The organism is Paenibacillus sp. S-38 (genome assembly GCF_049942825.1).
Classification (GTDB): Bacteria; Bacillota; Bacilli; order Paenibacillales; family NBRC-103111; genus Paenibacillus_G.
The window spans coordinates 25852-47414 of the sequence record NZ_CP187970.1 but is presented as its reverse complement, the minus strand read 5'-3'; the positions used below and the strand labels follow the sequence as shown (position 1 = coordinate 47414).

The window sequence follows — 21563 nt, the reverse complement described above, 5'->3', positions numbered from 1 at the left end:
CGAACCTCACCCCTATCTACAATGCTTGAGATTGATTCAATGCTCTTTCCAGACGCTGCAGCTTGCCGGACAAGCTTCCGTCGTACAGGCGATCGCCGATACGAACTTGAATGCCGCCAAGCAGGCTTTTATCGAGCACCGTGCTGACACGGATTTGTTTGCCGGTTATCTTGCCGAACGTGGAAGCAATATGGCTCTGCTCTGCTTCGTTCAGTTCCACTGGCGTGTAGACCGTGGCATTCGCCTGGTTCAACGCCTCGCTGGCGATACCCACGTAGTAAGCAACCATCGACTCCAGCAGTTCCTCCCGCCCTTTATCGATCAGAAGGAAGAGCGTGTTGAAGGTGGTTTCCGACAGCGATGTTTCAAAAATTTGCTTCAGCATTTCCGCTTTAGCGGCAGCACCAATAGCCGGATGCTTGATCAGCTTGTAGAAGTCGGCGTTCTGCTTCAGCGTGGAGACAACGGTTTTCAGTTCCTCTTCCACCTGAGCGATCCGGCCTTGTTCTTTTGCAATTTCGAATAGCGCTTTCGCGTATCTCTTCGCTACGATCGTGTCCTGGCTCATTATTGGTTGCCTCCTACCTCTTTGAGGTACTGCTCAACCAATTGTTCCTGCGACTTCTCGTCAATCTGCTTCTCGATGATCTTCGATGCGATCAGAACGGACATCGCGCTAACCTGGCTTCTCAGCGCAGCTACCGCTTTGTTCTTCTCGTTCTCGATATCGCGGACGGCTTCTTCTTTCAGACGAACGGCTTCCGCTTTCGCCTGTGCGATAATGTCATCCGCCTGCTTCGAGGAAGTTTGTCTTGCCTGCTCGATGATATCATGAGCTTCCTTGCGCGTTTGCTGGAGAGCCTGCTTTTGCTCCTCTACCAACTGTTCAACCTGCTTGCGGTTGTTATCAGCCGCTTGGACTTGATCCAATACATGCTGTCTGCGTTTCTCCAGGATGCCGAAGAGCGGTCCGAACGCATATTTTTGAAGCAGGAGGTACAGTACCAAAAAGGCTACGATTTGTATAATAAACGACGACCAATTAATCTCCAAGTAACGTCACTCCCTTCGGATAACATGGGCAAAACGAAGGCGCGGAGGCTGAGCCATCCCCGCCCTACGAACTCTTAGGCATTACCCATAAACAAGAACGCGAGAACCAAGGATACAACCGGAAGGGCCTCTACGAAACCGATACCGAGGAACATTGTCGTTTGCAGTGTACCGCGAAGTTCTGGCTGGCGGGAAATTCCTTCAATTGCGCGACCAACGATCAAACCGTTACCGATACCTGCACCCAGTGCTCCCAAACCGAATACTACGCCTGCTGCTACCAATGCTAAAGCTCCCATTGTGAAAAATCCTCCCTTTAATTAAAAAAGTTATATTCTGGTGAATCAAGTAATTCTGACGTTGCCGACACAAACGAAAACCTAGTGATGATCTTCTTCATGTACCAGAGTCTGCGAGATGTAAACCATAGTCAGCATAGTGAAGATGAAGGCTTGAATCGAGCCTACGAAGACACTGAAGCCCTGCCATACGAAGAGCGGGATAATCCCGAAGTAACCGGCCGAGATGATAACGCTGATCATGACTTCGCCTGCATAAATGTTACCGTATAGACGAAGAGCAAGTGTCAGCGGTTTCGCAACCGTCTCAACGAGGTTAATTGGCAAGAGAACCGGATACGGTTCGATGTAGTGCTTCCAGTAATGCTTCGCATTGCGGGTCATACCGAGATAGTGGCTGAGCCCGATAACCATCAGTGCAAGCGCAGCGGTAATCGATACGTCTGCTGTCGGTGATTTCCACCAGCTTACTCCAACGCCATGCTCGCCTTTCTCAGCAGCATCATGGAACGCTTCCTGACTTACGAACGGTTGGCCGGCGATCGTTGCCGATGCCGCGTCATGATGCTCCGTCACAATGTTGAACGGAAGACCGAGCATGTTGCCGACGAAGATAAACATAATGAGCGTTAATCCGAGGGCCAAGAACGGCTTCCCATGCTTTGAACCCAAGGTGCTGCCGAGAATTCCCTCGACAAACTCAATCACCCACTCCATGAAATTCTGCATCTTGGAAATGTTGGTGACCGACGCATTTTTTGCACCGGCTACGGCAATCAGCAGCACAACAATACTCGTAACGATAATCATAAGAAGCGCCGACAAATCGAGATGGAAACCGAAAATTTCAATGACTGGTGCTAAGTGTCCCATGTTTTCCTTTTTCACCCCTTTCAAAGAGAGCTATTTGTTGGCTTTCCTGATAGAAATAAAACCCAATACAAGTGTTACCAATTGAGTGAAAAAGTATCCTGCAACGGTCGTGGGAAGCGAGACGAATTCCGGATATCGATTGGCCAGTAGTCCTGCCATCGTAGCGATAGCCGCCCTTGTCATGAATCCCATATTCGCCTTTCTCGCCGGCGGAGGCCCGTCTCCTTCCGACCCTGTTACTCTCCGGATCTTCCATGCCAGGTATCTTGCGTTAATGATGCTCACAGTCGCTCCCAGCATGAGACCTGCAAAGTAGGGTCTGTAACCTTCAAGCAGAGCCCAGCCAACCAAACAAAAAGACAAAAAAAAGAGAAAGGTGTTTTGAACCGTTTTCAGATGGGCTGAAAAATCATCCATCAGAGCCCTCCGGTAAACTTAATAAGTAGATAGATGGATGCAACTGCAGCTGCGAATCCCAGCATGACGCCGCCGAGAACCCACATCTGCCCTCCTCCCATGAATCCGCTGAACAACTCCCCTATCCAATACCCGGCACCTACGCATACCGCAAGATCAATCCCGATCGCGCTGGTTAGAGCAACCGCACGCCAGGGATTATCCTTCTTCGGATCTGGTTGCTTCATTCGCTTCCTCCTGAGAATCCTCATATATTGTATCGGAGTAAAGTAAGATTTGTCAATTCACTTTCCATGCTGCGGAACCACCTCAACTACCTCAAAAACCCAGATGTATCAAGGTTTTTCGCGATTCCAAACCGCACAGTGCAACTGTACGCTGTGACGTTTGTCATGATATTGTCACGGATTGAACGGCTCCGGTCTCTGGGGCGCATGCCCGAAGTGATAGAGGATCGCCTCAACGATACGTTCCGAAGCCTTCCCGTCCCCGTAAGGGTTGGCCGAACGGCTCATTCGTTCATACAGCACCTGATCGCTGAGGAGGGCGCTGGCCCTGCTGAACACCTTCTCTTCGTCCGTCCCGACAAGCTCCAGAGTCCCTGCCTCAATCCCCTCCGGACGTTCGGTCGTCTCCCGCAGGACGAGAACCGGCACACCAAAGGATGGCGCTTCTTCCTGCAGCCCGCCGGAGTCCGTGAGGATAAGATGCGCATGACGGTAGAAATTGTGGAATTCGAACACATCGAGAGGTTCGATGAGTTTGATCCGCTCGTGACCGCTGAGCATCTCGTAGGCCGGTTCCTTAACGGCCGGACTTGGATGTACGGCGTATACGATCGCAATATCGTCGAACGCATCGGCAAGACGGCGGACGGCCCGGAAGATCTGGCGGTGCGGCTCGCCCTGCGATTCCCGGCGGTGGGCGGTCATCATCACGAGGCGCTTCCCCTTCGCCCAGTCGAGCACTTCATGCTGGAACTCGTCCTGCACGGTGTACTGGAATACGTCGGTTACCGTATTGCCTGTAACGAAGATGCGGTCTTCCGGTTTATTCTCCTTGCGCAGGTTACCCGCAGACCAGTTCGTCGGGGCAAAGTGCAGGTCGGCCAGCACACCGGTCAGCTGCCGATTCATCTCTTCCGGATAGGGGGACATCTTGTTCCAAGTGCGCAGACCTGCCTCAACATGACCTACCTGAATCTGCTGCAGGAATGCGGCGTAGCTTGCCAGGAATGTGGTCAGCGTATCGCCGTGCACCAGGATCAGATCAGGCTTTTCCTGCTGGAATACCGGGTCGAGCCCCTGCAGTACGCGGATCGTAATCTCGTTGAGCGTCTGGCGGTCTTTCATGACATCAAGGTCATAGTCAGGCTTAATCTTGAAAATGTCGAGCACTTGATCAAGCATCTGACGGTGCTGCGCGGTCACGCATACAAGCGATTCAATATGATCCGGATGCTTCTCGAGCTCTTTCACGAGAGGTGCCATTTTGATGGCCTCGGGACGCGTTCCGAAGATCGTAATTACCTTGGTCTTCTTCATAAAAGGTATTTCTCCTCTCACCTATCTCCGTATTACTTCGTGCCGAATAACCGGTCTCCTGCATCTCCAAGGCCCGGAACGATGTAACCGTGGTCATTCAAATAATCGTCAATGGCAGCCACATACAGGTCCACATCAGGGTGTGCCTCCTGTACGGCTTGTACGCCCTCTGGCGCCGCGATCAGGCACATCAGCTTCATCTGGGTGCACCCCCGGTTCTTGAGCGCTGTAATGGCAGCGTTCGCCGAGCCGCCCGTAGCCAGCATCGGGTCGATCACAATGAGCTCCCGCTCCAGCACGTCCGTCGGCAGCTTCGCATAATACTCCACGGGCTCCAGCGTCTCCGGATCGCGGTACAGTCCGATATGCCCTACCTTTGCTGCAGGAACGAGCTTCAGGATGCCGTCCACCATGCCAAGGCCCGCACGCAGGATGGGAATCAACCCCAGCATGCGGCCCGAAATGACCCGGCACTCTGCCATCGTCACCGGCGTCTTGACCTGGACCTTCTCCAGCGGGATATCTCTCGTAATCTCATAGGCCATCAGTGTGGCCACTTCATCGACCAGCTCCCGGAAGTCCTTCGTGGTCGTGTTCTCATCCCTTATGTAGGTCAGCTTGTGCTGAATCAGCGGATGATCGCAAATGTAAACTTTTCCCATATTGTTTCTCCCTGTCTTCACCAAAATCACTAAGCGCAATCGTACTCTGTCGTTTCCTTGGGTGCCGCGCCAAATCCTGTCTATTATACCACAACCGTCCGTACTTATCCCAGCAGCGATATTCACCAAGCCAGTGTGCCACGTGGAACAAAAAAAGCCGGCGTTTCCCCCGAAGGAGATTCGCCGGCATGAGCCGATATCTGGTCTTAGTAGCCGAGACCCGCATACAGCGGGAACTGAGCTGTGAGGTCTTTGACCATGCCGCGCACCTTCTCGTGAACCGCTTCGTCGGAAGGGTTCTTGAGGGTGAGGGAGATGATCTTAGCGATCGTCTTCATCGCTTCCTGGTCCATACCGCGGGAGGTTGCGGCAGGCGTACCTACACGGATACCGCTTGTTACAAACGGAGACGTAGGATCGAACGGAATGGCGTTCTTGTTGACCGTTACGCCTACTTCGTCGAGCAGGTGCTCGGCGTCTTTACCGCTGATGTTCAGGTTGCGCAGGTCGATCAGCATCAGGTGGTTGTCCGTACCGCCGGATACGAGGTTGATGCCTTCCGCCGTCAGAGCTTCCGACAGCGCCTTCGCATTATCTACCACGTTCTGCGCGTAGGTCTTGAACTCCGGCTGCAGCGCTTCGCCGAAGGCCACGGCTTTGGCCGCGATCACGTGCATCAGAGGGCCGCCCTGGGAGCCCGGGAAGACCGCTTTGTCAATGGCTGCCGCCCAAGGCTTGCGGCACAGGATCATACCGCCGCGCGGGCCGCGGAGCGTCTTGTGCGTCGTTGTCGTAACGAAGTGGGCGTGAGGCACCGGATTCGGGTGCAGGCCAGCCGCTACGAGGCCCGCGATATGAGCCATGTCGACCATGAACAGCGCACCCACATCATTGGCGATGGAAGCGAGTGCTTCGAAGTCGATCGTACGCGGATAAGCGGAAGCACCGGCCACGATGAGACGCGGCTTGTGTTTGAACGCCGCTTTGCGGACATCGTCATAGTCGATGCGGGAATCCTTCTCCGTAACGCCGTAAGCGACGAAGTTGTACAGAATACCGGAGGCGTTCACCGGGGAACCGTGCGTCAAGTGGCCGCCGTGCGCCAGGTTCATGCCCAGGATCGTCTCGCCTGGCTTCACCGCAGCGAGGTAGACCGCCATGTTGGCTTGTGCGCCGGAGTGCGGCTGCACGTTCGCATGCTCGGCGCCGAACAATTCCTTCGCGCGGTCGCGTGCGATATCTTCCACGATGTCGACATATTCACAGCCGCCATAGTAGCGCTTGTGCGGGTAGCCTTCGGCGTACTTGTTCGTCAGGACCGTGCCCATTGCCTGCAGTACCGCTTCGGAGACGAAGTTCTCGGAAGCGATCAGTTCGATTTTGTCACGCTGGCGGCCGAGCTCGAGGTTCATCGCCTCAATGATTTTGGGGTCTTGTTTGCGCAGTTGTTCCATGGTGAAATTCCTCCCTAAATTGGTTTTCAAACAATCTGTTTCCAGTTCAACAATAAAATCCATCATCTATACCTAACAGTTCACCGGATGATCCGGTTATCTGCAGTTGTCGTTCACCTGCGGGGCTTCCGCCGTATAGACGGCTCTTGCACCGCCGATCAGCTTCGGCCGGGTAAAGGCCATCGTCACATGCGCATCGCCGAGCTGCCGGATGGAGGGCCTGACGGGCACCGCCACACGCTTCAGATGCATGCCGATCATCGTATCGCCGATATCGATGCCCGCGTGCGCCTGAACCGCCTCGACCACCACCGCCTGGGGCAGATGCCGATAGGCGTAGGCCGCCATGGATCCGCCAGCCCGCGGAGCAGGCACAACGCTGACTTCCTCGAGCCCGTACCGCTCGGCGGCCTCCCGCTCCAGAACCAAGGCACGGTTCAGGTGCTCGCAGCATTGGTAGACCGGATAGAATCCGACCTCCGCCCGGACCGCTTCCACGGCCGCAAAAATCCGCTCGGCCACTTCACCGCTCCCCGCCGTACCGATCCGGTGCCCGAGCACTTCGCTGGTGCTTGTCCCGATCACCAGCAGCTGCCCGGGCTTCACGCCGCCCGCCTGAACCAGCTCCCGAAGAATCTGCTCCACCTGCGGGCGCAGGTCGGTCAGAAGGGATGCTCCGCCATGTTCCTGCACTGCCGAATGCTCCTCTGTCATCTGATCCCGTCCTCTCTCTCGTGCGGACCGTCGGTCAATTAAGGATGCAGAGCGTACTTCTCTTCAATCGCTCTGACCTTGTCAAGACGCTTCTGATGACGTTCGCCGTGCGAGAACTCAGTCTCGAGCCAGATCTTCACGATCTCCTGCGCCACGCCGGGCCCTACCACCCGCTCACCGAGCGTCAGCACATTCGTATCGTTGTGCTCGCGGGTCGCTTTCGCCGTGAACAAGTCGTGCACCAGTGCACAGCGGATGCCGGGCACTTTGTTGGCGGCGATCGTCATGCCGATCCCGGTCCCGCAGATCAGAATCCCCTTATCCGCTTCACCGGATACGACTTTGTCGCACACTTCAATCGCGTAGTCCGGATAGTCCACCGAATCGCCGCAGGAGCACCCGAAATCCTCCACCTCATGGCCCAGCGCTTCAAGGAACGGCTTCAGCTCGTCCTTCAGCCGGTATCCCGCGTGGTCTGCACCCATTGCAATTTTCATCCTTCGTCGCCTCCTCGCTTTGATCCCATCTATTATACCGCACTCCCGCCGCAAAAAGAAAAAGAGCCGGACGCATGCGGAAATCCGCTTCATGCGCAGCTCTTTGCCCAGGCGACCGGCCGTATGTCCCGATGCTCCACTGTGGTTGATCCCACTCGTCGCCAGTTACATCGGAGTCCTTCATGTCTACTTTATCATAGCTTAAACTTCGGGTGGCTGTAAAGCCTATTTTGGAGGAAAGCCCCCATCTTCACTTCACGAATGCTCCGGATTCGGCGGTTATTGACCCGACTTGAGCTTAGCGGCCAGCTTCCGCAGGCAGTCCTCAATCTCTTGGGCGCAGGCCTCGTACAAACGGAGCGGACCGCCGTAAGGATCGGCAATATCGGGGCTCGGCAGCTCCTGCTGCAGCATACGAACACGCGCACGTTCCTCTTCGGTAACCTCGCCGGAGAGCGCCTGCTTGAGCTGCAGCTCGGTCACAAGGCTCTCCACCTCAGCGAGCTTGCCTGCCGATTCGGCATCATCCTGCACATACTCTTTGAGCGTATGCACTTTGTCTACGGCCTCCGGATACAGCTGGATCGTATGCCGTTTGTGGCTGGAAGTCATCGTCAGGATGAGATCCGCCCAATCGACAGCCGACTGGTTCAGGTAGGTGGAAGCGGAAGGCGCAGGGCAGCCCCTCGCTTCAAGCACGGAAGCAGCATGGCCGGATGCCGGCGTTCCCTCCATGGCCGCCACTCCCGCCGACCGCACTTCCAGCCCCGTCAGTCCCTCATCCGCTGCAACCCTGCGCATCAACCCTTCCGCCATCGGGCTTCGGCACGTATTGCCGGTACAAACGAACAAAATCCGCTTCATGCGTCTCCCCGCCTTTTTCGTCTATTGTCAGAGATTTGCAATTCAGTATTCGGTAGTAGAACCTTTCTCCTCTATTGTACCTCAAAACGAGGCAACATCCAAAAGGCTGCTGACGCCCTGCCGTTCCCGGGGGAGGGTCACAGCAGAAACTTCAGGCCGAATGCCATTAAGATGACTCCGCCCAGCATCTCCCCGTACTCCCCGATCCATTGGCCCACATGCCGGCCGAGCAGCAGACCGATGACCGACATCAGGCCGCCCGCCGCACCGAACATGCCCACGGTCAGCAGTACATCGCCGGCGAACATGCCGAGCGATACCCCGACGGAGAAAGCATCAATGCTGACGCTCAGTGAGAACAGCAGCAGACCGACCAGGGACCGGTGATCGTAAGAGCGTTCTTCGCCCGGATGAAGGGAGCTGTAGATCATATGCCCTCCGAGCAGAAGGAGGAGCAGGCCGCCGCACATCGTGGCCACTTTGCCGAGGAGCACCGAGATATAGCCGCCCATCCACATCCCTGCAAGAGGCATCAGAATATGGAAGAGCGCCGTTACGACACTCACCTTCAAAATATCCAGCTTGCGGATGCCTTTCATGCCTAGTCCTAGTCCTAGTGAAAGCGCGTCAAGCCCCAGAGCCAGAGCCATCAGCCCGATTGAAACGAATTGAGCCCACATGAGAGGCGATGACCATGCCATGCTTCCCCTACCCCCTGTCCCTATTCCTAACCATCCTATGCGGACAAGGGGGGATTCATGACAGGCAGGGCGGAAGACGGTCTGCAGCAAAAGATCCGTTATATGGTGAGGAGGTGTCCGCCGGCCGCTTTACGCAGGCGGTTCATCACCGCCTGGCCAATCCCCTCGTCCGGACAAGCCTCCGCGGCAATGAACGTCACACCGGCTTCATCGAAGCTCCTCAGGGCCGCGTACAGCTTCCGTGCAATGGAATCCGGATCCCCGAGCCTCCCGCAGACCGCTGCATGGTCAGCCTCAAAGTGGCGGGCATGCTCTTCATAGGTGAATACGCCCGTGCGTTCGCCCCGCTGCTTAGCCGCATCGAGTTCCCTCTGAATGCGCTCGCGAACGGCTGCTGGATCCTCCCCCTGTACAAGCACCATGGTCCCCTTGGGGGCGTAATGGGCATACTTCATGCCCGGTGCGCGCGGTGTCTCCGGCTCCGGCAGGCTTTCCGCATCAAGACCCGCCGAAGCGCCCACAACGGGGACATCCGGCAGCACTTCCTGCAGCTGGGCCTGCGTGACGCCGCCCGGACGCAGAATATGCAGCACTCCGCCGGCATATTCCACTACGGTAGACTCCAGGCCTACTCCGGCCTCACCGCCGTCCACAATTCCGCCGATGCGGCCGCCGAGGTCTTCAAGCACGTGGGACGCCCGGGTCGGGCTCGGCCGGCCGGACCGGTTCGCACTCGGTGCCGCCACCGGGCAGCCTGCGGCGGCGATCAGCGCCAGTGCCACCGGATGGTCCGGCATCCGCACGCCTACCGTGGACAAGCCGGCGGTGACGAGCGGCGACAGCACGCCGGACTTCACCGGGAGTACCACGGTGAGCGGCCCCGGCCAGAACGCATCGAGCAAACGCGAAACGGCCTCCTCCGGTGGAGCCGTAAGCTCCTCCAGCTGAGACCGGTCAGCAATATGCACAATGAGCGGATTGTCGGAGGGCCTTCCCTTGGCCGCGAACACGGCGGCAACCGCTTCCGTGCTGCGGGCATCGGCGCCGAGACCGTATACGGTTTCCGTGGGGAAAGCTACCGTCCCTCCCTTCCTCAGGAGGGAGGCTGCTTCGGCTAGTGCGGCGGGCACGGCCTCTTCCGCTTTGACTTTCCATGCTTTCGTTGTCATCCACATCATCCCACTTTGTATTCTCCGGAAGGAAGCATCGCTCAGCATGGAGCTTCAGGCGCCGAAGGAGGCCTTCCGGGTGATAATTATGCAAACCATGCACCGATCGTTTGGAGCAGGTCCCAGAGGAAGAATCGCACTTCAGGCTTGGCTGTAGCGGCGGCCACTTCGCCCTCCGTCTTTTTCACCGTATCCGAAGGTTTCTCCGACTTCTTCTCCGACTTCTTCTCCGGTTTCTTCTCCGGTTTCTTCTCCGGTTTCTTCTCGGCCGAAGCTTTCTTCCCGTCTTCTTCGCTTTGCGCCGGAGCCTCTTCCGCTTCGGCCGCATGTGCCGTGTTCTCCGGCTTCACGACCATTTCGGAATCAATGAAGCACAGGGGCGGGAACAGTACGCACCACCAGTTCTGTCCTTCGGCTGCCCCGATGGACACACGCAGCGCTTCGTACTCGCCGGCCGGATAAACTTCATTGCCGTACATCTTCGTTGGAAAAGGAACCCTGCCGAGTTCCACGTTATAAGCGTAATCAAAACCATTCTTCCGGAGGGTGCTGCCTACCACCTCACTCAGCTCGGGGAGATGGGCGCGGACTGCTTCGCGTGCTTCCTCGATCCCTTTCGGCTGGTCCACCCAGCCTTCCATCTCGGCCACAATGGCATCTCGCACTTCACGCTTGATCCACTGGTCAGCAGGGGCATCGGAGTTGGCCAGAATGCGCAGCCGGATGGACTCCTGCGGAATCGATTGTCCGACCGCTTCGCCGCCCTTCTCAGCCGCAGCTGCGGTAACGAGCATGACATTGGAGCGGTTCGACTCCCAGCAGGTCATCATCACCATAAAGGCAAACAGCAGATATCCATACCGTTTCCACGACACCCGTTTGACCATTGTAAGCAGCCCCTCTCGGAATCTATGACTCTATAAACATATAAGTTCTAGTAGTCATTATGACCCGATTGCGAGAGTTTATACTTCATAGACCACAAAATGATAGCAAACAGCCGCCATCCTGCTCTTCTTGGAATGGCGGCTGATCCTGCGATGCCCTCATGCTAGCTTCCCCTGCCGCTGCGGTAAGCGACCACATGCCGCTCGATGCCGGCAAGGTCCGGCACGACGAGCACGCCGTCCCAGTCGGCCGCCGCCTCGAGCAGCCGGCGCACTTCCGGAGCCTGCCCCTGGCCTACCTCGAAGCCGACCAGCCGCGGCACCGCCGGCAGCTGGAGCAGCTGCTGCGTCAGCCGCCGGTACGGCTCCAGGCCGTCGGGCCCGCCGTAGAGCGCGGTTCGCGGCTCGTACAGCCGCACCTCCGGCTGCAGGCCCGCCTCATCCGAATCCGGGATGTACGGCGGATTCGAGACGACCAGATCGAGCGCGATGCCCTGCTCGATCCACGGGAGGAGCAGATCCCCTTCCACGAAGGTGATCCGCTCCTCCACCCCGTGGCGCACGGCATTGGCCTGCGCCACATCCAGGGCTGCGCGCGAGATGTCCGAGGCCATCAGGCGCCACGAAGGGCACTGCGACGCCAGCGTAACCGCGATGGCGCCGCTGCCGGTGCCCACATCGGCCGCGAGCGGACCTTCTCCGCCCTCGCCGGGGCCCATCCACAGCTGCCTTCCGAGCCGGATGACGGCCTCGACCAGCAGCTCCGTCTCCGGCCGCGGGATCAGCACGGCCGGCGTCACCGTATAGGGGAGCCCGTAGAACTCCTGCTCCCCGATGATGTACTGCGCCGGCTCGCCCGCCGCCTTGCGCTCGAGCACGCGCTGCCACAGCGCCTCCCGCTCCGGCGGGAACGGCTCCGGCCAGCGGAGCAGCAGCCCGCTGCGGCTCTCGCCTAGCACATAGGCGAGCAGCAGCTCGCTGTTGGACCCGGGCTCGCGCACACCATGTGCCGCCAAAAAAGAAGAAGCCTCGGTATAGGCTTCACGTATGGTTCTTCGCCGCTCATCAAGCACCGGCGTATTCTCCTTTTTCCATCTGTTCCGTCTGCGCGGCGATCGTCAGGGCCGATACAATCTCTCCCATGTCGCCGTTCATGATCGAATCCAGACGGTGCAGCGTGAGACCAATCCGGTGATCGGTCACGCGGCTCTGCGGGAAGTTGTAGGTGCGGATCCGCTCGGAGCGGTCGCCTGTACCGACCTTGCTCTTCCGCTCGGCACCGTACTTCTCCATCTCTTCCTGCTGCGCTTTATCGAAGATCCGCGCCCGCAGTACCTGCAGGGCCTTCTCTTTGTTCGAGTTCTGCGATTTGCCGTCCTGGCACGTTGCCACGATCCCCGTCGGGATGTGCGTCACGCGCACCGCCGACTTCGTCGTGTTGACGGACTGTCCGCCGGCGCCGCTCGAACAGAACGTGTCGACCCGGATGTCATTGTCGTGAATCTCGATATCGAACTCTTCCATCTCCGGCATCACGGACACCGTAGACGTCGAGGTATGGATCCGGCCGCCAGACTCCGTCGCCGGAATCCGCTGTACGCGGTGCGCTCCGCTCTCGAACTTCAGCTTGCTGTAAGCGCCCTTGCCGTTGACCATGAAGATGATCTCCTTGAAGCCGCCAAGGTCGTTCATGCTCACATCCATGACATCGATTTTCCAGCCCTGCGTATCCGCATATTTGGTATACATGCGGTACAGGTCAGCCGCGAACAGCGCCGCCTCGTCTCCGCCGGCCGCGCCGCGGATCTCGACGATGACGTTCTTGTCGTCGTTCGGATCCTTCGGCATCATGAGCACCTTGATGCGCTCTTCGAGCTCGGTCTTGCGCTCCGTCAGCTCTTCGAGCTCCATCTTGACGAGCTCTTTCATTTCATCGTCAAGCTTCTCCGCCTGCATGGCCCGAGCGGCTTCGTACTGCTCCGACACGCTCTTGTATTCCATGTAAGCATCATACGTTTCCTGCAGGTCGGACTGTTCCTTCGAGAACTCCCGCAGCTTCTTGGAGTCGCCCGCGACATCGGGGTCGCAGAGCAGCTCGCTCAATTTCTCATAACGGTCCGCCAGCGCTTGTAGCCGGTCCAGCATCGTCATTCACCCTTTCCCTTCATTTCCGTTTCTTCGTATCCGTGCCCATGGCATCCTACTGACTGTTTCCTGCTGTCTGCTCCGCCGCCTTGATGTCCTTGAAGGCTAAGGCGGCTCCACTCTCATGAAGTCCGGCTGCCGCGGGCCCCGCTATACGTTGAAACGGAAATGCATGACGTCGCCGTCCTGCACCACGTACTCTTTGCCTTCGAGGCGCAGCAGCCCTTTTTCCTTCGCCGCATTCATGGAGCCGGAATTCGTCAAATCTTCGTAGCCGACCACTTCCGCACGGATAAATCCGCGTTCGAAGTCCGTATGGATCACGCCTGCCGCTTGAGGAGCCTTCATCCCCTTGCGGATCGTCCAGGCGCGCACTTCCTGTACGCCGGCCGTGAAGTACGTATACAGACCGAGCAGCTTATAGGCCGCTTTGATCAGACGGCCGAGGCCGGATTCCTGCAGGCCGAGCTCCTCGAGGAACATCGCCTTGTCTTCGCCTTCGAGCTCCGCAATCTCGGACTCTACTTTGGCCGAGATCGGCACGACCTCCGCATTCTCGGCGGCCGCATATTCGCGCACCTGCTGAACGTACGGGTTGCCGTCGCTGTTCGCTACTTCCGCCTCGCTGACGTTCGCCGCATAGAGGACCGGCTTCATCGTGAGCAGGTGCAGGTCGCGGATCAGCAGCTTCTCTTCATCGGTGAGGTCGAGGCTGCGGGCCGGCTTGTCGTTGTAGAGCGCTTCTTTGACTTTCTCGAGCGTCTCGACTTCCTGGGCCACCTTCTTGTCGCCGCCCTTCAGGTTCTTGCGGGAGCGCTCGATCTTCCGGTCAACGGAGTCTACGTCGGCGAGGATGAGCTCGAGATTGATCGTCTCGATGTCGCTGATCGGATCAACCTTGCCGGAGACGTGCGTGATGTTCTCGTCCTGGAAGCAGCGGACGACATGCACGATCGCGTCGACTTCGCGGATATGCGAGAGGAACTTGTTGCCAAGGCCTTCGCCCTTGCTCGCCCCCTTGACGATACCGGCAATATCGATGAATTCAAATGCAGTCGGCACGATGCGGTTCGGCGTCACGATCTTCGCAAGGCCTTCGAGACGCTCGTCCGGCACTTCCACTACGCCGACGTTCGGATCTATAGTACAAAACGGGTAGTTCGCTGATTCTGCCCCAGCTTGTGTTATCGCATTAAACAACGTGGACTTCCCTACGTTCGGCAGCCCGACGATTCCTGCTTTCAAAGCCATATCAAGGACAACTCCTATCCGGTATTCCGCTTAGATTCTGACATTCTATTATAGCTTATTATTAGCCAGTTTGTCACGCAGTTACACTTTTTGGAACCGGGCTTATGTAAAAAAGCCGGCCCCCGCCGCGCACGGAGTCCAGCCTGCTGCGGGCATTCGCCTGTCAGGAGCGCCCTTCATCTTATTGTTCCGGCTGCCCCGAGACCCGGCGCAGCTCGTTGGCCAGCCGGTTCGCCTCGGTCCGGCTCTCCTCATCCTGCGAGGCGTAGTAGATCGCCGACAGGAAGCCGATCAGCTTGTTCGCGTCCTCCGGCGCGATCAGCACCTCGGGCTTCGGGGGCGTAACGATCGTGCAGGCCTTGAGCTCGTCGGCCACATCCTGTACGAAGTTCGCGAACGATTTGCCGAGCTGCCGCAGAGGCGTCTGCGGGTCGCTGCGCCGTGCCGGGTCCAGGATGTAGTGCCCGGTGATGTCCGTCAGCGGATTCAGACCATACCGGTTACAGGCATAAGCGAAAACCCATACGTACCTTTTGTACGATTCCGACAGATTGATGCTTCCGCCGTAGCACAACTCCACCGCACCGGCCGTATCGTTGGCATCGGTGCCATACCGCGCATTATCGGTCGTCACGTTATAGAGCACGTGATACGCCTTTTCCGCCGTGCCTGTCAGCAGGGGTATGCATTCGATAATCTGCTTGTCATCGACGAACAAATGGGCGGAGGACGCCATATCATTGCGTGTCCTTTCGTAATACGCCACGTTCGCCGCCGCGGTTGAGCTCGGATTTCCCGTATCATGGGCCACCATGAAGCGGCAGCCGGATAAGGGAAGCTTAGGCCTTCTCTGGCTGGGTCCCGTCAAGTAGCGTGGAATGATCTCGTACTTCATCAAAAAAGCCACGATCCTCACCACCTCTTCTTCTATCATACAGCATATGCTGCAAAGAGGTGGACGGTACGCGGCGCATACGTCTGGCTGTCCTGGTTATAGGTGATTCGGCTGTCTTCTCTGCCCGGCTTAGGCCTATTTAAAGACCCGCTTTGCCGTCTCTTCCCGCTTCGTGCGAAAATGCGTTTCGACCTGCTTTTTCAGAACATAAGCACGAAGCGAGTTTGCTTTATCCTTGGCCAGATCGATGAACTGGGCTCCAAAATAAAACTCTCCGTTCTCGGTTCTCTCGGTACGAGCGATTTCCGCGCGGCACGCCATTTCGACGCCGAGATCCAAATGCAGGTGCACTACAGCTCCCCTGCCGATACGAAGATCTTCGCGGATGGTAAACCCAATCCCGCTTACACTGACATTGTGCACACTGAGATCGATCTTGTCTTCAAGCAGCCGGTCGCTGCCGTCCGCCATCTGTACCGAAAGCACACGTCCGTCTTCCTTCACAGTAATCCGGGGGTTCTCCCGCTTCTCGGCAAACAAATTCCGGTTCTGCGGCGGGTTGATAATGATCAGAGCACCGTGGTCTTTAGCTACTACTGTCGATTCAAAGATATAAATACCGCCCGGGGAATAGACGGTCAGCTTGACGGTGTCTCCGAGTTCGAACACTTTATACTCCGACATTTCGATCTCCAGAATATCGCCTTCCGCATAGGTCAGAATACCGGTAGAAACGAAGCTTGCCTTCTCTACGACCGTCCGGCTGTGAAGCAGGATGCCGCTGGGGCTGTGGTACGTCTCGTCTGTAAGGCTGTAAGATGATCTTGCTGCAGCCATCTTCATCATGGGGTTGCCACCTCTCGCATGGTTATGTGTTTTCTGGGATGTAGGGGATCGGCCAAGCCAAAAAGGCCGACTCCATTCGCAAAGAGGGATCCGCCGGGGGGTTCGTGAGTCCATTCGGCGGCCAGGCTGTCATAGTCCCTGCAGGACCGTAGACCCTAAGCTTTGCGTCCCTGCCTTTCGACAGGTTTGCCGTGAAGCGAATGATTCTTATGAAATTCCTAGTCACTTAGCATCAGTTTTTAGGCACATATACCTATCATTACTCTTCATTATAGGTATGAGAACCCGATTCTTCAAGTGTTTTTTTGATCCTATCCGCCGCCATTTATTCACATGTGTATAAACGATATTAGTTATTCACACTGTTAAGGGTCTGTGGACAAGTTGGGCAATAGGGATAGAACTTGCTCTATCATGCACTTTTTTCTACAATGGACTGGGAAACGGATCGGATTATCCACAATTTTATCCACAGCGTGTTGACAAAGAATAACTTCTGCCGTCACCCTGTCCACATCAGCAGAAATGAGAGGTTTGCAGCTATGGAGGAAGAACACGTACGCTTCATGCGTGCCGCGATCGAAGAAGCACGCAAAGCCGAAGCGATACGGGAGGTGCCGATCGGGGCGGTTATCGTCCGGGAAGGCGAGATTATCGGGCGCGGCTATAACCGGCGGGAGACGGATAAGGACCCCTTGGCCCATGCGGAGCTCATCGCCATCCGCGAGGCAAGCGAGCATCTGGATGCCTGGCGGCTGCTGAACTGCCGTCTTTATGTTACCCTCGAGCCCTGTCCCATGTGTGCGGGGGCGATCGTCCAGTCGCGGATCGTTCAGGTGGTCTACGGTACGCAGGATCCCAAGGCGGGATGTGCCGGCACACTAATGAACCTGCTGCAGGAGGAACGGTTCAATCACCGGGTTGACGTTGTCAGCGGGATTCTTCAAGAAGAATGCGGCTCGATGCTGACCGATTTCTTCCGCAGGCTGCGGGCAAAGAAGTAGCCGGGCTGTCAGTTAAGAAGCAAGCATAAGGTGACGTGGGGAAGGACAAGGCGCTTGTCCTTCCCTTTGTGCTCTATCTGGCCTTCTGGCGCAGAGGCCGAAGCCAGAGCATAGCCAGCCCTCCGGCCACCAGCAGCGCAAGCACGTACCATCCATACTTGGTGACCGTGCGGGAGATCACGTCGATCGAATCCCCGAAGTAATATCCGAGCATGAAGTAACCCAGCGTCCACAAGAATCCCGTAGAGTAAGAGTAAAGTGCATACGTCCGGTAGGGCATGCCGTTGATGCCGACCAGGTAGGGAACCAGATGCCGGACCACCGGGAGAAAATAGCTGAATACCAGCGTACCCGATCCGTAACGCCCCAGCATAGCATACGATCTTTCGATATAGGGCTCCATGCTCTTCTTCTGCCGAAGACGCTCCAGAACCGGATGCCCCATGACCCGGCCCAGCACATAACCGAGAGTTAGTCCCGAGACGACGCCCACATAGGTAATCACGAAAGCGGGCAGCGGCTTCAGTAGATGCAGCGCGCCCACCATGCCTCCGGTCATCACCACCACCTCATCCGGAATGGGCATCCCTACGATGCCGAGCCACAGGGCGAAGAACAGCGCGAGGTATCCGAACTGGTGGATGTAAGACAGCAGCGTATCAATCGTCACGTTTCTCATCTCCTTATCAAGGGCAGAGGGAAGCTCCCGGCCCGGTACTCTATCCAGATTTCCCGGAGAACCCTTCCTCTAAACGCCGAAGAACCGTTCCCTGTGGGGAACGGCTTTTACTAGAGTCTCAATGTTATGTGAGCCACGGCCTGTGCATACCTAATCCTACTCCATTGTTCTATCCCGTCATATGCGCCTGCCCTGATTGGGATTACGGCTGCCGAACAGGAGCCGGATGCCTCCGCCGATGAGCAGGACCGAAATGACGAACGTCTGGAAATACCGTTCGAACCAGTAGATGATTCTCCTCTGTATCTCAGAAGTGACCCACAGATCGAGCAGCTGCAGCAGCACTTGATCGAACAAATAATAAACACCGAGGCCGAGAAGACCGAAGCCAACCCAGCGCTGATAGTGCAGCAGCCACTCGACGACCGGGATATCCCGGAGCTCTTCCCTCTCCCATCTGGAGATATGCTGCAGGGCATCGAAGAAGCTGAAGAACCACAGCAGGGGGATCAGGAACATGAAGAGAGAGAGCCGCAGCACATCCAGGATGTAGACCGCGAGCAGAAACCCTGCCATGAGCTGGAAGCCCCTCTTCTGCAGGCCGAGATACATATGGCCCGCTCCCGGGAAGACGGAGAGAATCGCCGCAAGCGTCCGGTTCTTCCGTCCGCCGCCCCGCCACTCCTGAAAGTCCTCGAAGAACGTCCGGTCCGGCAGCGGTTCACCGGCTTCCCGGCGCTTCAGGAGCTGTACGCAGTCGAACATGCCGTAGAGCCAGACGATGGGGAGAACCCCCAGGAAGACGAAGAAATCGTCCTGACCGGTTAATGCCGCGAGGAACAGTGTCATGACGATGAAGCCGAAGAATACCGCCATGAAGGCCAGGCCCCGCTGCATCAGACCGAGATGAAAGTGCCCCAGCCCCGGAATGAATGACAGGAACACGGTAAAATAACGGTCGTTCGTCGCTGCAGGCGGATATACATCGGATGCATGGGGTTGTCTTTCGTAATGAATTCCTTGCTTGGCTTGCGCCTCTTCTTCGCGGGATACGGGACCCGGATACGAATAGGGCGGTCTCGGATGGGGTGAGGCCAGAAGAGACACGATCATGTCCACCAGGTTAATGAGGCCCACTATTATCCCCATCACGCACAGGAGTACGCCCAATTTCATCTCCCTGAATATCACAGCGGATAAGAAGGAAAACAGCGCCAGTCCGAAAAATAATACCCCATAGGTCATTCCTTTGATGACTCTGCCCCTATACAGGTGGCCAAGTCCCGGAATGAACGACAGCAGCAGAGCCACCATCGGATGTTTCGTTGAGTTCATCGGTTATCCTCTCTTTCTCGTTTGGACTCGATCCGATCCAGCAGGCCGACTGTTTTTTCCATCCATCTTACGGAATAAGGTTCCGTTTCGGCTGCCGGCCGGGCAAGGTCCGGATGATCCGGATCCACAGCCGCTGAAACGCTGCCCATCAAGAACTGAAATGTACCCGTGCCCATCAGGAGCATCGTAATGGCGGCGGCCACCCCGTAATGCAGCAGCGGATGCTGGAACCAAGACCGCGGGTGAAGGTGGATTCCGGTCTGCCTCGCAGGGGGGAACGCAGCAGAGCGATGTTCGATGTCCCACTGCTTCATGACCGATGCCTGCAGCGATGCGGTATCCGGCTGCGGCAGCACTTCGGCCAGCTCTTCCAGCGCTTCCAAGTAGATCTCGAAACAGGTAGCACAGTCCTCTGCCAGGTGAGTGTCACATCCGTCTCTTTCTTCCGGAGTGAGCACGCCCCGGACGTAGGCAAGCCATGTTTCCCTCGGCATATGGTTCATTCCAGATCTTCCTCCCTCCATGCTTTGCGCATATACTGCTTGGCCCGGTAAAGCTTGGACTCCACCGTTTTGACCGCCACCTGCTGCTCGTCGGCAATCTGTTGGTAGCTCTTGTCCTCGAGATAAAAGGCCACGACCACATCCCGGTACGCCCCCGGCAGCCGCTCGAGATTCTCCCTTACCCGCTCCCGGCGGTCCCTGTGCAGCACCTTTTCTTCCACGGGGCTGCCTGAGGGTCGAGCAGCCGCGCCAATGGCTTCCCATTCCTCGGTTAGCTGCTCCCTCTTGCGGTCTTTCGAGCGTTTATAGTCAATGGCCTTGTGTACGGCTATGCGCGTCAGCCATGTTTTCAATCCGCCGTGCCGGTACTGGGGGAGGGAGCTGTAGATCTTCAGCAGTACTTCCTGCGTCACATCCTCGGCATCCCCGGCTGAATGCAGCACCGAGTAGACGGCCTTGTACAAGTCGGTTCCGTACCGCTCCACGAGCTCGCGGAACGCTTCCCGGTCCCCACCTACGATCCGGGCTATCCATGCTTCTTCGGTAATCGGTCTCCCCCTCCCTTCTCCACAAGCAATAGACGACCGCCATGCCTCTCTTCACTGCAGCGGCCGCAAGAAATTTTTCCTGCCCGCGGAGGCCGGGTGTTCGCTTTTCTCCCGTGCGGCGGTGTGATATAATAACCCTTGGTTAGGATAACGCGTCCCCATAGCTCAACAGGATAGAGCAGTCCTCTCCTAAAGGACAGATAGTGGTTCGAGTCCTCTTGGGGACGCCATCTACATCACGGCACAGCATAATGACCCTTGAATTCAGGCCCTTTAGGGCTTTTTTTTCTCAGCGATAAGCTGGTGGGTATAAAGGATCTTTCCCCGCGGTACACTACCCGATGGATGATGAAACCCATGCACATTCAAACCAAAGTACATACCGACACCATGGCAAAAAGAGCCCGCATCCACGAATTCCTTCGTGCCGCAGGCTCTTTTCTTTCATTGCGTAAGGACAAGCGGACCGTCTTTTGTGATGGCCACCGTGTGTTCGAACTGCGCGGAGAGGCTGCCGTCCATCGTCCGGGCCGTCCACCCGTCAAAGTCGATGAACATCTCGTGCTTGCCCGCATTCACCATCGGTTCGATCGTGAATACCATGCCTTCTTCCAGGCGGAAGCCCCGTCCGGGCTTGCCGGCGTGCGGGAAGGAAGGCTCCTCATGCATATTGCGGCCGATCCCGTGGGCGACCAGATCGCGTACGACGGAGAAGCCGTTACCTTCGGCATGCTTCTGAATGGCGCTGACGACGTCTCCGATGCGGTTGCCGATCAAGGCTTTGGAGATCCCGAGATTCAGGCATTCCTTGGTCACGCAGACCAGCTTCTCGGCTTCCGGGGAAATGGTCCCGACCGCATACGTCTCACAGGTGTCGGCCATCCAGCCGTTATAGCAGCAGACGATATCGATCTTGACGATATCTCCGTTCACCAGCGGCTCCTTGCTCGGGAAGCCATGGGCTATGACATCATTGACCGAGGCACAGGTAGCTGCAGGGAAGCCCTTGAAGCCCTTGGTTACTTGGCTCGCTCCGTGTTTGACGATGAAGGCTTCGGCAAAATCGTTGATTTCCAAGGTAGAGATGCCCGGACGAACCATCTTGGCGATCTCCCTGTGGCAGGCGGCTAAGATCTGTCCCGCCTCGCGCATTTTAGCGATTTCTTCGGGTGTTTTAAGGATAATCATGGCTTTTCACTCCTAGCTTTTCCAAGGCCGCTCGG

At 57.1% G+C, this 21563-nt stretch carries 26 protein-coding genes, 1 tRNA gene and 2 riboswitches; of the genes, 2 read left to right on the top strand and 25 right to left on the bottom strand.

All coding sequences use genetic code 11. The features are described 5' to 3' along the window. Nucleotides 1–16 precede the first annotated feature (16 nt). From ACP26L_RS00260 to ACP26L_RS00165, 20 genes are all read right to left on the bottom strand, one after another. Nucleotides 17–568: a F0F1 ATP synthase subunit delta gene (locus ACP26L_RS00260; protein ID WP_426450454.1), complete on the bottom strand. Its 552-nt coding sequence runs from the start codon at nucleotides 566–568 to the stop codon at nucleotides 17–19. Beyond that, nucleotides 568–1053 (bottom strand): F0F1 ATP synthase subunit B, encoded by a 486-nt coding sequence (atpF, locus tag ACP26L_RS00255; RefSeq protein WP_426450452.1) that lies wholly within the window; start codon nucleotides 1051–1053, stop codon nucleotides 568–570. The genes ACP26L_RS00260 and atpF overlap by 1 nt, the downstream gene beginning before the upstream one ends. A gap of 74 nt (nucleotides 1054–1127) precedes the next feature. Next, nucleotides 1128–1352: a F0F1 ATP synthase subunit C gene (atpE, locus tag ACP26L_RS00250; RefSeq protein WP_426450451.1), complete on the bottom strand. Its 225-nt coding sequence runs from the start codon at nucleotides 1350–1352 to the stop codon at nucleotides 1128–1130. 81 nt (nucleotides 1353–1433) lie between these two features. Then, nucleotides 1434–2225 (bottom strand): F0F1 ATP synthase subunit A, encoded by a 792-nt coding sequence (gene atpB / locus ACP26L_RS00245; protein ID WP_426454765.1) that lies wholly within the window; start codon nucleotides 2223–2225, stop codon nucleotides 1434–1436. Nucleotides 2226–2255: 30 nt separating this feature from the next. After that, complete coding sequence (locus tag ACP26L_RS00240) at nucleotides 2256–2642, bottom strand: ATP synthase subunit I (RefSeq protein ID WP_426450450.1); 387 nt, start codon at nucleotides 2640–2642, stop codon at nucleotides 2256–2258. Beyond that, complete coding sequence (locus tag ACP26L_RS00235; protein WP_426450449.1) at nucleotides 2642–2869, bottom strand: AtpZ/AtpI family protein; 228 nt, start codon at nucleotides 2867–2869, stop codon at nucleotides 2642–2644. Before ACP26L_RS00235 ends, ACP26L_RS00240 begins: the two co-directional genes overlap by 1 nt. A gap of 174 nt (nucleotides 2870–3043) precedes the next feature. Continuing rightward, the gene (gene wecB / locus ACP26L_RS00230; RefSeq protein ID WP_426450448.1) at nucleotides 3044–4186 is read right to left on the bottom strand and encodes a non-hydrolyzing UDP-N-acetylglucosamine 2-epimerase; all 1143 of its coding nucleotides are present in this window, start codon (nucleotides 4184–4186) and stop codon (nucleotides 3044–3046) included. Nucleotides 4187–4218: 32 nt separating this feature from the next. Beyond that, nucleotides 4219–4848 (bottom strand): uracil phosphoribosyltransferase, encoded by a 630-nt coding sequence (upp, locus tag ACP26L_RS00225; protein WP_426450447.1) that lies wholly within the window; start codon nucleotides 4846–4848, stop codon nucleotides 4219–4221. A gap of 206 nt (nucleotides 4849–5054) precedes the next feature. Beyond that, nucleotides 5055–6302, bottom strand: coding sequence for a serine hydroxymethyltransferase (glyA, locus tag ACP26L_RS00220; protein WP_426450446.1), 1248 nt, complete (start codon nucleotides 6300–6302; stop codon nucleotides 5055–5057). Nucleotides 6303–6398: 96 nt separating this feature from the next. Further along, a complete protein-coding gene (locus ACP26L_RS00215) occupies nucleotides 6399–7016 on the bottom strand; it encodes a TIGR01440 family protein (RefSeq protein ID WP_426450445.1) in 618 nt (205 codons plus the stop codon). 38 nt (nucleotides 7017–7054) lie between these two features. Continuing rightward, the gene (gene rpiB / locus ACP26L_RS00210) at nucleotides 7055–7513 is read right to left on the bottom strand and encodes a ribose 5-phosphate isomerase B (RefSeq protein ID WP_426450444.1); all 459 of its coding nucleotides are present in this window, start codon (nucleotides 7511–7513) and stop codon (nucleotides 7055–7057) included. 98 nt (nucleotides 7514–7611) lie between these two features. Then, a riboswitch (ZMP/ZTP riboswitch) is annotated at nucleotides 7612–7692 on the bottom strand. A gap of 100 nt (nucleotides 7693–7792) precedes the next feature. After that, on the bottom strand, nucleotides 7793–8377 hold the full coding sequence (locus tag ACP26L_RS00205) for a low molecular weight protein arginine phosphatase (protein WP_426450443.1): 585 nt from the start codon (nucleotides 8375–8377) through the stop codon (nucleotides 7793–7795). Between the two features lie 137 nt (nucleotides 8378–8514). Next, complete coding sequence (locus ACP26L_RS00200; RefSeq protein WP_426450441.1) at nucleotides 8515–9078, bottom strand: manganese efflux pump MntP family protein; 564 nt, start codon at nucleotides 9076–9078, stop codon at nucleotides 8515–8517. Nucleotides 9079–9176: 98 nt separating this feature from the next. Then, nucleotides 9177–10256 carry an L-threonylcarbamoyladenylate synthase gene (locus ACP26L_RS00195; protein WP_426450440.1) on the bottom strand — a complete coding sequence of 360 codons (1080 nt, stop codon included), beginning with the start codon at nucleotides 10254–10256 and terminating at the stop codon, nucleotides 9177–9179. A 77-nt stretch (nucleotides 10257–10333) separates the two neighbouring features. Continuing rightward, nucleotides 10334–11134 carry a stage II sporulation protein R gene (gene spoIIR, locus ACP26L_RS00190; protein WP_426450439.1) on the bottom strand — a complete coding sequence of 267 codons (801 nt, stop codon included), beginning with the start codon at nucleotides 11132–11134 and terminating at the stop codon, nucleotides 10334–10336. 164 nt (nucleotides 11135–11298) lie between these two features. Then, on the bottom strand, nucleotides 11299–12207 hold the full coding sequence (gene prmC, locus ACP26L_RS00185; protein ID WP_426450438.1) for a peptide chain release factor N(5)-glutamine methyltransferase: 909 nt from the start codon (nucleotides 12205–12207) through the stop codon (nucleotides 11299–11301). Next, on the bottom strand, nucleotides 12200–13279 hold the full coding sequence (gene prfA / locus ACP26L_RS00180; protein WP_426454763.1) for a peptide chain release factor 1: 1080 nt from the start codon (nucleotides 13277–13279) through the stop codon (nucleotides 12200–12202). The genes prmC and prfA overlap by 8 nt, the downstream gene beginning before the upstream one ends. Before the next feature lie 150 nt (nucleotides 13280–13429). Then, entirely contained in the window at nucleotides 13430–14530 is a 1101-nt protein-coding gene (gene ychF / locus ACP26L_RS00175; RefSeq protein WP_426450437.1) for a redox-regulated ATPase YchF, read from the bottom strand. A 181-nt stretch (nucleotides 14531–14711) separates the two neighbouring features. Then, nucleotides 14712–15437 (bottom strand): peptidoglycan recognition protein family protein, encoded by a 726-nt coding sequence (locus ACP26L_RS00170; RefSeq protein WP_426450435.1) that lies wholly within the window; start codon nucleotides 15435–15437, stop codon nucleotides 14712–14714. A gap of 123 nt (nucleotides 15438–15560) precedes the next feature. Continuing rightward, nucleotides 15561–16271 carry a PilZ domain-containing protein gene (locus tag ACP26L_RS00165; protein ID WP_426450434.1) on the bottom strand — a complete coding sequence of 237 codons (711 nt, stop codon included), beginning with the start codon at nucleotides 16269–16271 and terminating at the stop codon, nucleotides 15561–15563. 113 nt (nucleotides 16272–16384) lie between these two features. Beyond that, nucleotides 16385–16472, bottom strand: a riboswitch (cyclic di-GMP riboswitch). Between the two features lie 341 nt (nucleotides 16473–16813). On the opposite strand from ACP26L_RS00165, the gene tadA reads away from it, so the two are divergent. Then, on the top strand, nucleotides 16814–17275 hold the full coding sequence (tadA, locus tag ACP26L_RS00160) for a tRNA adenosine(34) deaminase TadA (protein WP_426450433.1): 462 nt from the start codon (nucleotides 16814–16816) through the stop codon (nucleotides 17273–17275). Nucleotides 17276–17348: 73 nt separating this feature from the next. On the opposite strand, the gene ACP26L_RS00155 is transcribed toward tadA, so the two are convergent. From ACP26L_RS00155 to ACP26L_RS00140, 4 genes are all read right to left on the bottom strand, one after another. Next, on the bottom strand, nucleotides 17349–17954 hold the full coding sequence (locus ACP26L_RS00155; protein ID WP_426450432.1) for a DedA family protein: 606 nt from the start codon (nucleotides 17952–17954) through the stop codon (nucleotides 17349–17351). Nucleotides 17955–18131: 177 nt separating this feature from the next. Next, entirely contained in the window at nucleotides 18132–19289 is a 1158-nt protein-coding gene (locus ACP26L_RS00150) for a hypothetical protein (protein WP_426450431.1), read from the bottom strand. Further along, complete coding sequence (locus ACP26L_RS00145) at nucleotides 19286–19792, bottom strand: zf-HC2 domain-containing protein (RefSeq protein ID WP_426450429.1); 507 nt, start codon at nucleotides 19790–19792, stop codon at nucleotides 19286–19288. The genes ACP26L_RS00150 and ACP26L_RS00145 overlap by 4 nt, the downstream gene beginning before the upstream one ends. Then, entirely contained in the window at nucleotides 19789–20313 is a 525-nt protein-coding gene (locus tag ACP26L_RS00140) for an RNA polymerase sigma factor (protein WP_426454761.1), read from the bottom strand. Before ACP26L_RS00140 ends, ACP26L_RS00145 begins: the two co-directional genes overlap by 4 nt. Before the next feature lie 181 nt (nucleotides 20314–20494). Between ACP26L_RS00140 and ACP26L_RS00135 the strand changes: the two genes are divergently transcribed. Beyond that, nucleotides 20495–20570, top strand: a tRNA-Arg gene (locus ACP26L_RS00135). Nucleotides 20571–20784: 214 nt separating this feature from the next. Here the strand turns inward: ACP26L_RS00135 and map are convergent. Beyond that, complete coding sequence (gene map, locus ACP26L_RS00130) at nucleotides 20785–21528, bottom strand: type I methionyl aminopeptidase (RefSeq protein WP_426450428.1); 744 nt, start codon at nucleotides 21526–21528, stop codon at nucleotides 20785–20787. Nucleotides 21529–21563 lie beyond the last annotated feature (35 nt).

Excerpts from the sequence above, each read along its gene's own strand:
- glyA (WP_426450446.1), bottom strand. The coding sequence starts at position 6,302 with ATGGAACAACTGCGCAAACAAGACCCCAAAATCATTGAGGCGATGAAC.
- atpE (WP_426450451.1), bottom strand. The coding sequence starts at position 1,352 with ATGGGAGCTTTAGCATTGGTAGCAGCAGGCGTAGTATTCGGTTTGGGA.
- upp (WP_426450447.1), bottom strand. The coding sequence starts at position 4,848 with ATGGGAAAAGTTTACATTTGCGATCATCCGCTGATTCAGCACAAGCTG.
- ACP26L_RS00235 (WP_426450449.1), bottom strand. The coding sequence starts at position 2,869 with ATGAAGCAACCAGATCCGAAGAAGGATAATCCCTGGCGTGCGGTTGCT.
- ACP26L_RS00165 (WP_426450434.1), bottom strand. The coding sequence starts at position 16,271 with ATGATGAAGATGGCTGCAGCAAGATCATCTTACAGCCTTACAGACGAG.
- rpiB (WP_426450444.1), bottom strand. The coding sequence starts at position 7,513 with ATGAAAATTGCAATGGGTGCAGACCACGCGGGATACCGGCTGAAGGAC.
- tadA (WP_426450433.1), top strand. The coding sequence starts at position 16,814 with ATGGAGGAAGAACACGTACGCTTCATGCGTGCCGCGATCGAAGAAGCA.
- spoIIR (WP_426450439.1), bottom strand. The coding sequence starts at position 11,134 with ATGGTCAAACGGGTGTCGTGGAAACGGTATGGATATCTGCTGTTTGCC.
- ACP26L_RS00195 (WP_426450440.1), bottom strand. The coding sequence starts at position 10,256 with ATGATGTGGATGACAACGAAAGCATGGAAAGTCAAAGCGGAAGAGGCC.
- ACP26L_RS00200 (WP_426450441.1), bottom strand. The coding sequence starts at position 9,078 with ATGGCATGGTCATCGCCTCTCATGTGGGCTCAATTCGTTTCAATCGGG.
- ACP26L_RS00205 (WP_426450443.1), bottom strand. The coding sequence starts at position 8,377 with ATGAAGCGGATTTTGTTCGTTTGTACCGGCAATACGTGCCGAAGCCCG.
- ACP26L_RS00150 (WP_426450431.1), bottom strand. The coding sequence starts at position 19,289 with ATGAACTCAACGAAACATCCGATGGTGGCTCTGCTGCTGTCGTTCATT.
- prfA (WP_426454763.1), bottom strand. The coding sequence starts at position 13,279 with ATGCTGGACCGGCTACAAGCGCTGGCGGACCGTTATGAGAAATTGAGC.
- wecB (WP_426450448.1), bottom strand. The coding sequence starts at position 4,186 with ATGAAGAAGACCAAGGTAATTACGATCTTCGGAACGCGTCCCGAGGCC.
- ACP26L_RS00240 (WP_426450450.1), bottom strand. The coding sequence starts at position 2,642 with ATGGATGATTTTTCAGCCCATCTGAAAACGGTTCAAAACACCTTTCTC.
- ACP26L_RS00155 (WP_426450432.1), bottom strand. The coding sequence starts at position 17,954 with ATGAGAAACGTGACGATTGATACGCTGCTGTCTTACATCCACCAGTTC.
- ACP26L_RS00215 (WP_426450445.1), bottom strand. The coding sequence starts at position 7,016 with ATGACAGAGGAGCATTCGGCAGTGCAGGAACATGGCGGAGCATCCCTT.
- ychF (WP_426450437.1), bottom strand. The coding sequence starts at position 14,530 with ATGGCTTTGAAAGCAGGAATCGTCGGGCTGCCGAACGTAGGGAAGTCC.
- ACP26L_RS00260 (WP_426450454.1), bottom strand. The coding sequence starts at position 568 with ATGAGCCAGGACACGATCGTAGCGAAGAGATACGCGAAAGCGCTATTC.
- ACP26L_RS00145 (WP_426450429.1), bottom strand. The coding sequence starts at position 19,792 with ATGAACCATATGCCGAGGGAAACATGGCTTGCCTACGTCCGGGGCGTG.
- map (WP_426450428.1), bottom strand. The coding sequence starts at position 21,528 with ATGATTATCCTTAAAACACCCGAAGAAATCGCTAAAATGCGCGAGGCG.
- atpB (WP_426454765.1), bottom strand. The coding sequence starts at position 2,225 with ATGGGACACTTAGCACCAGTCATTGAAATTTTCGGTTTCCATCTCGAT.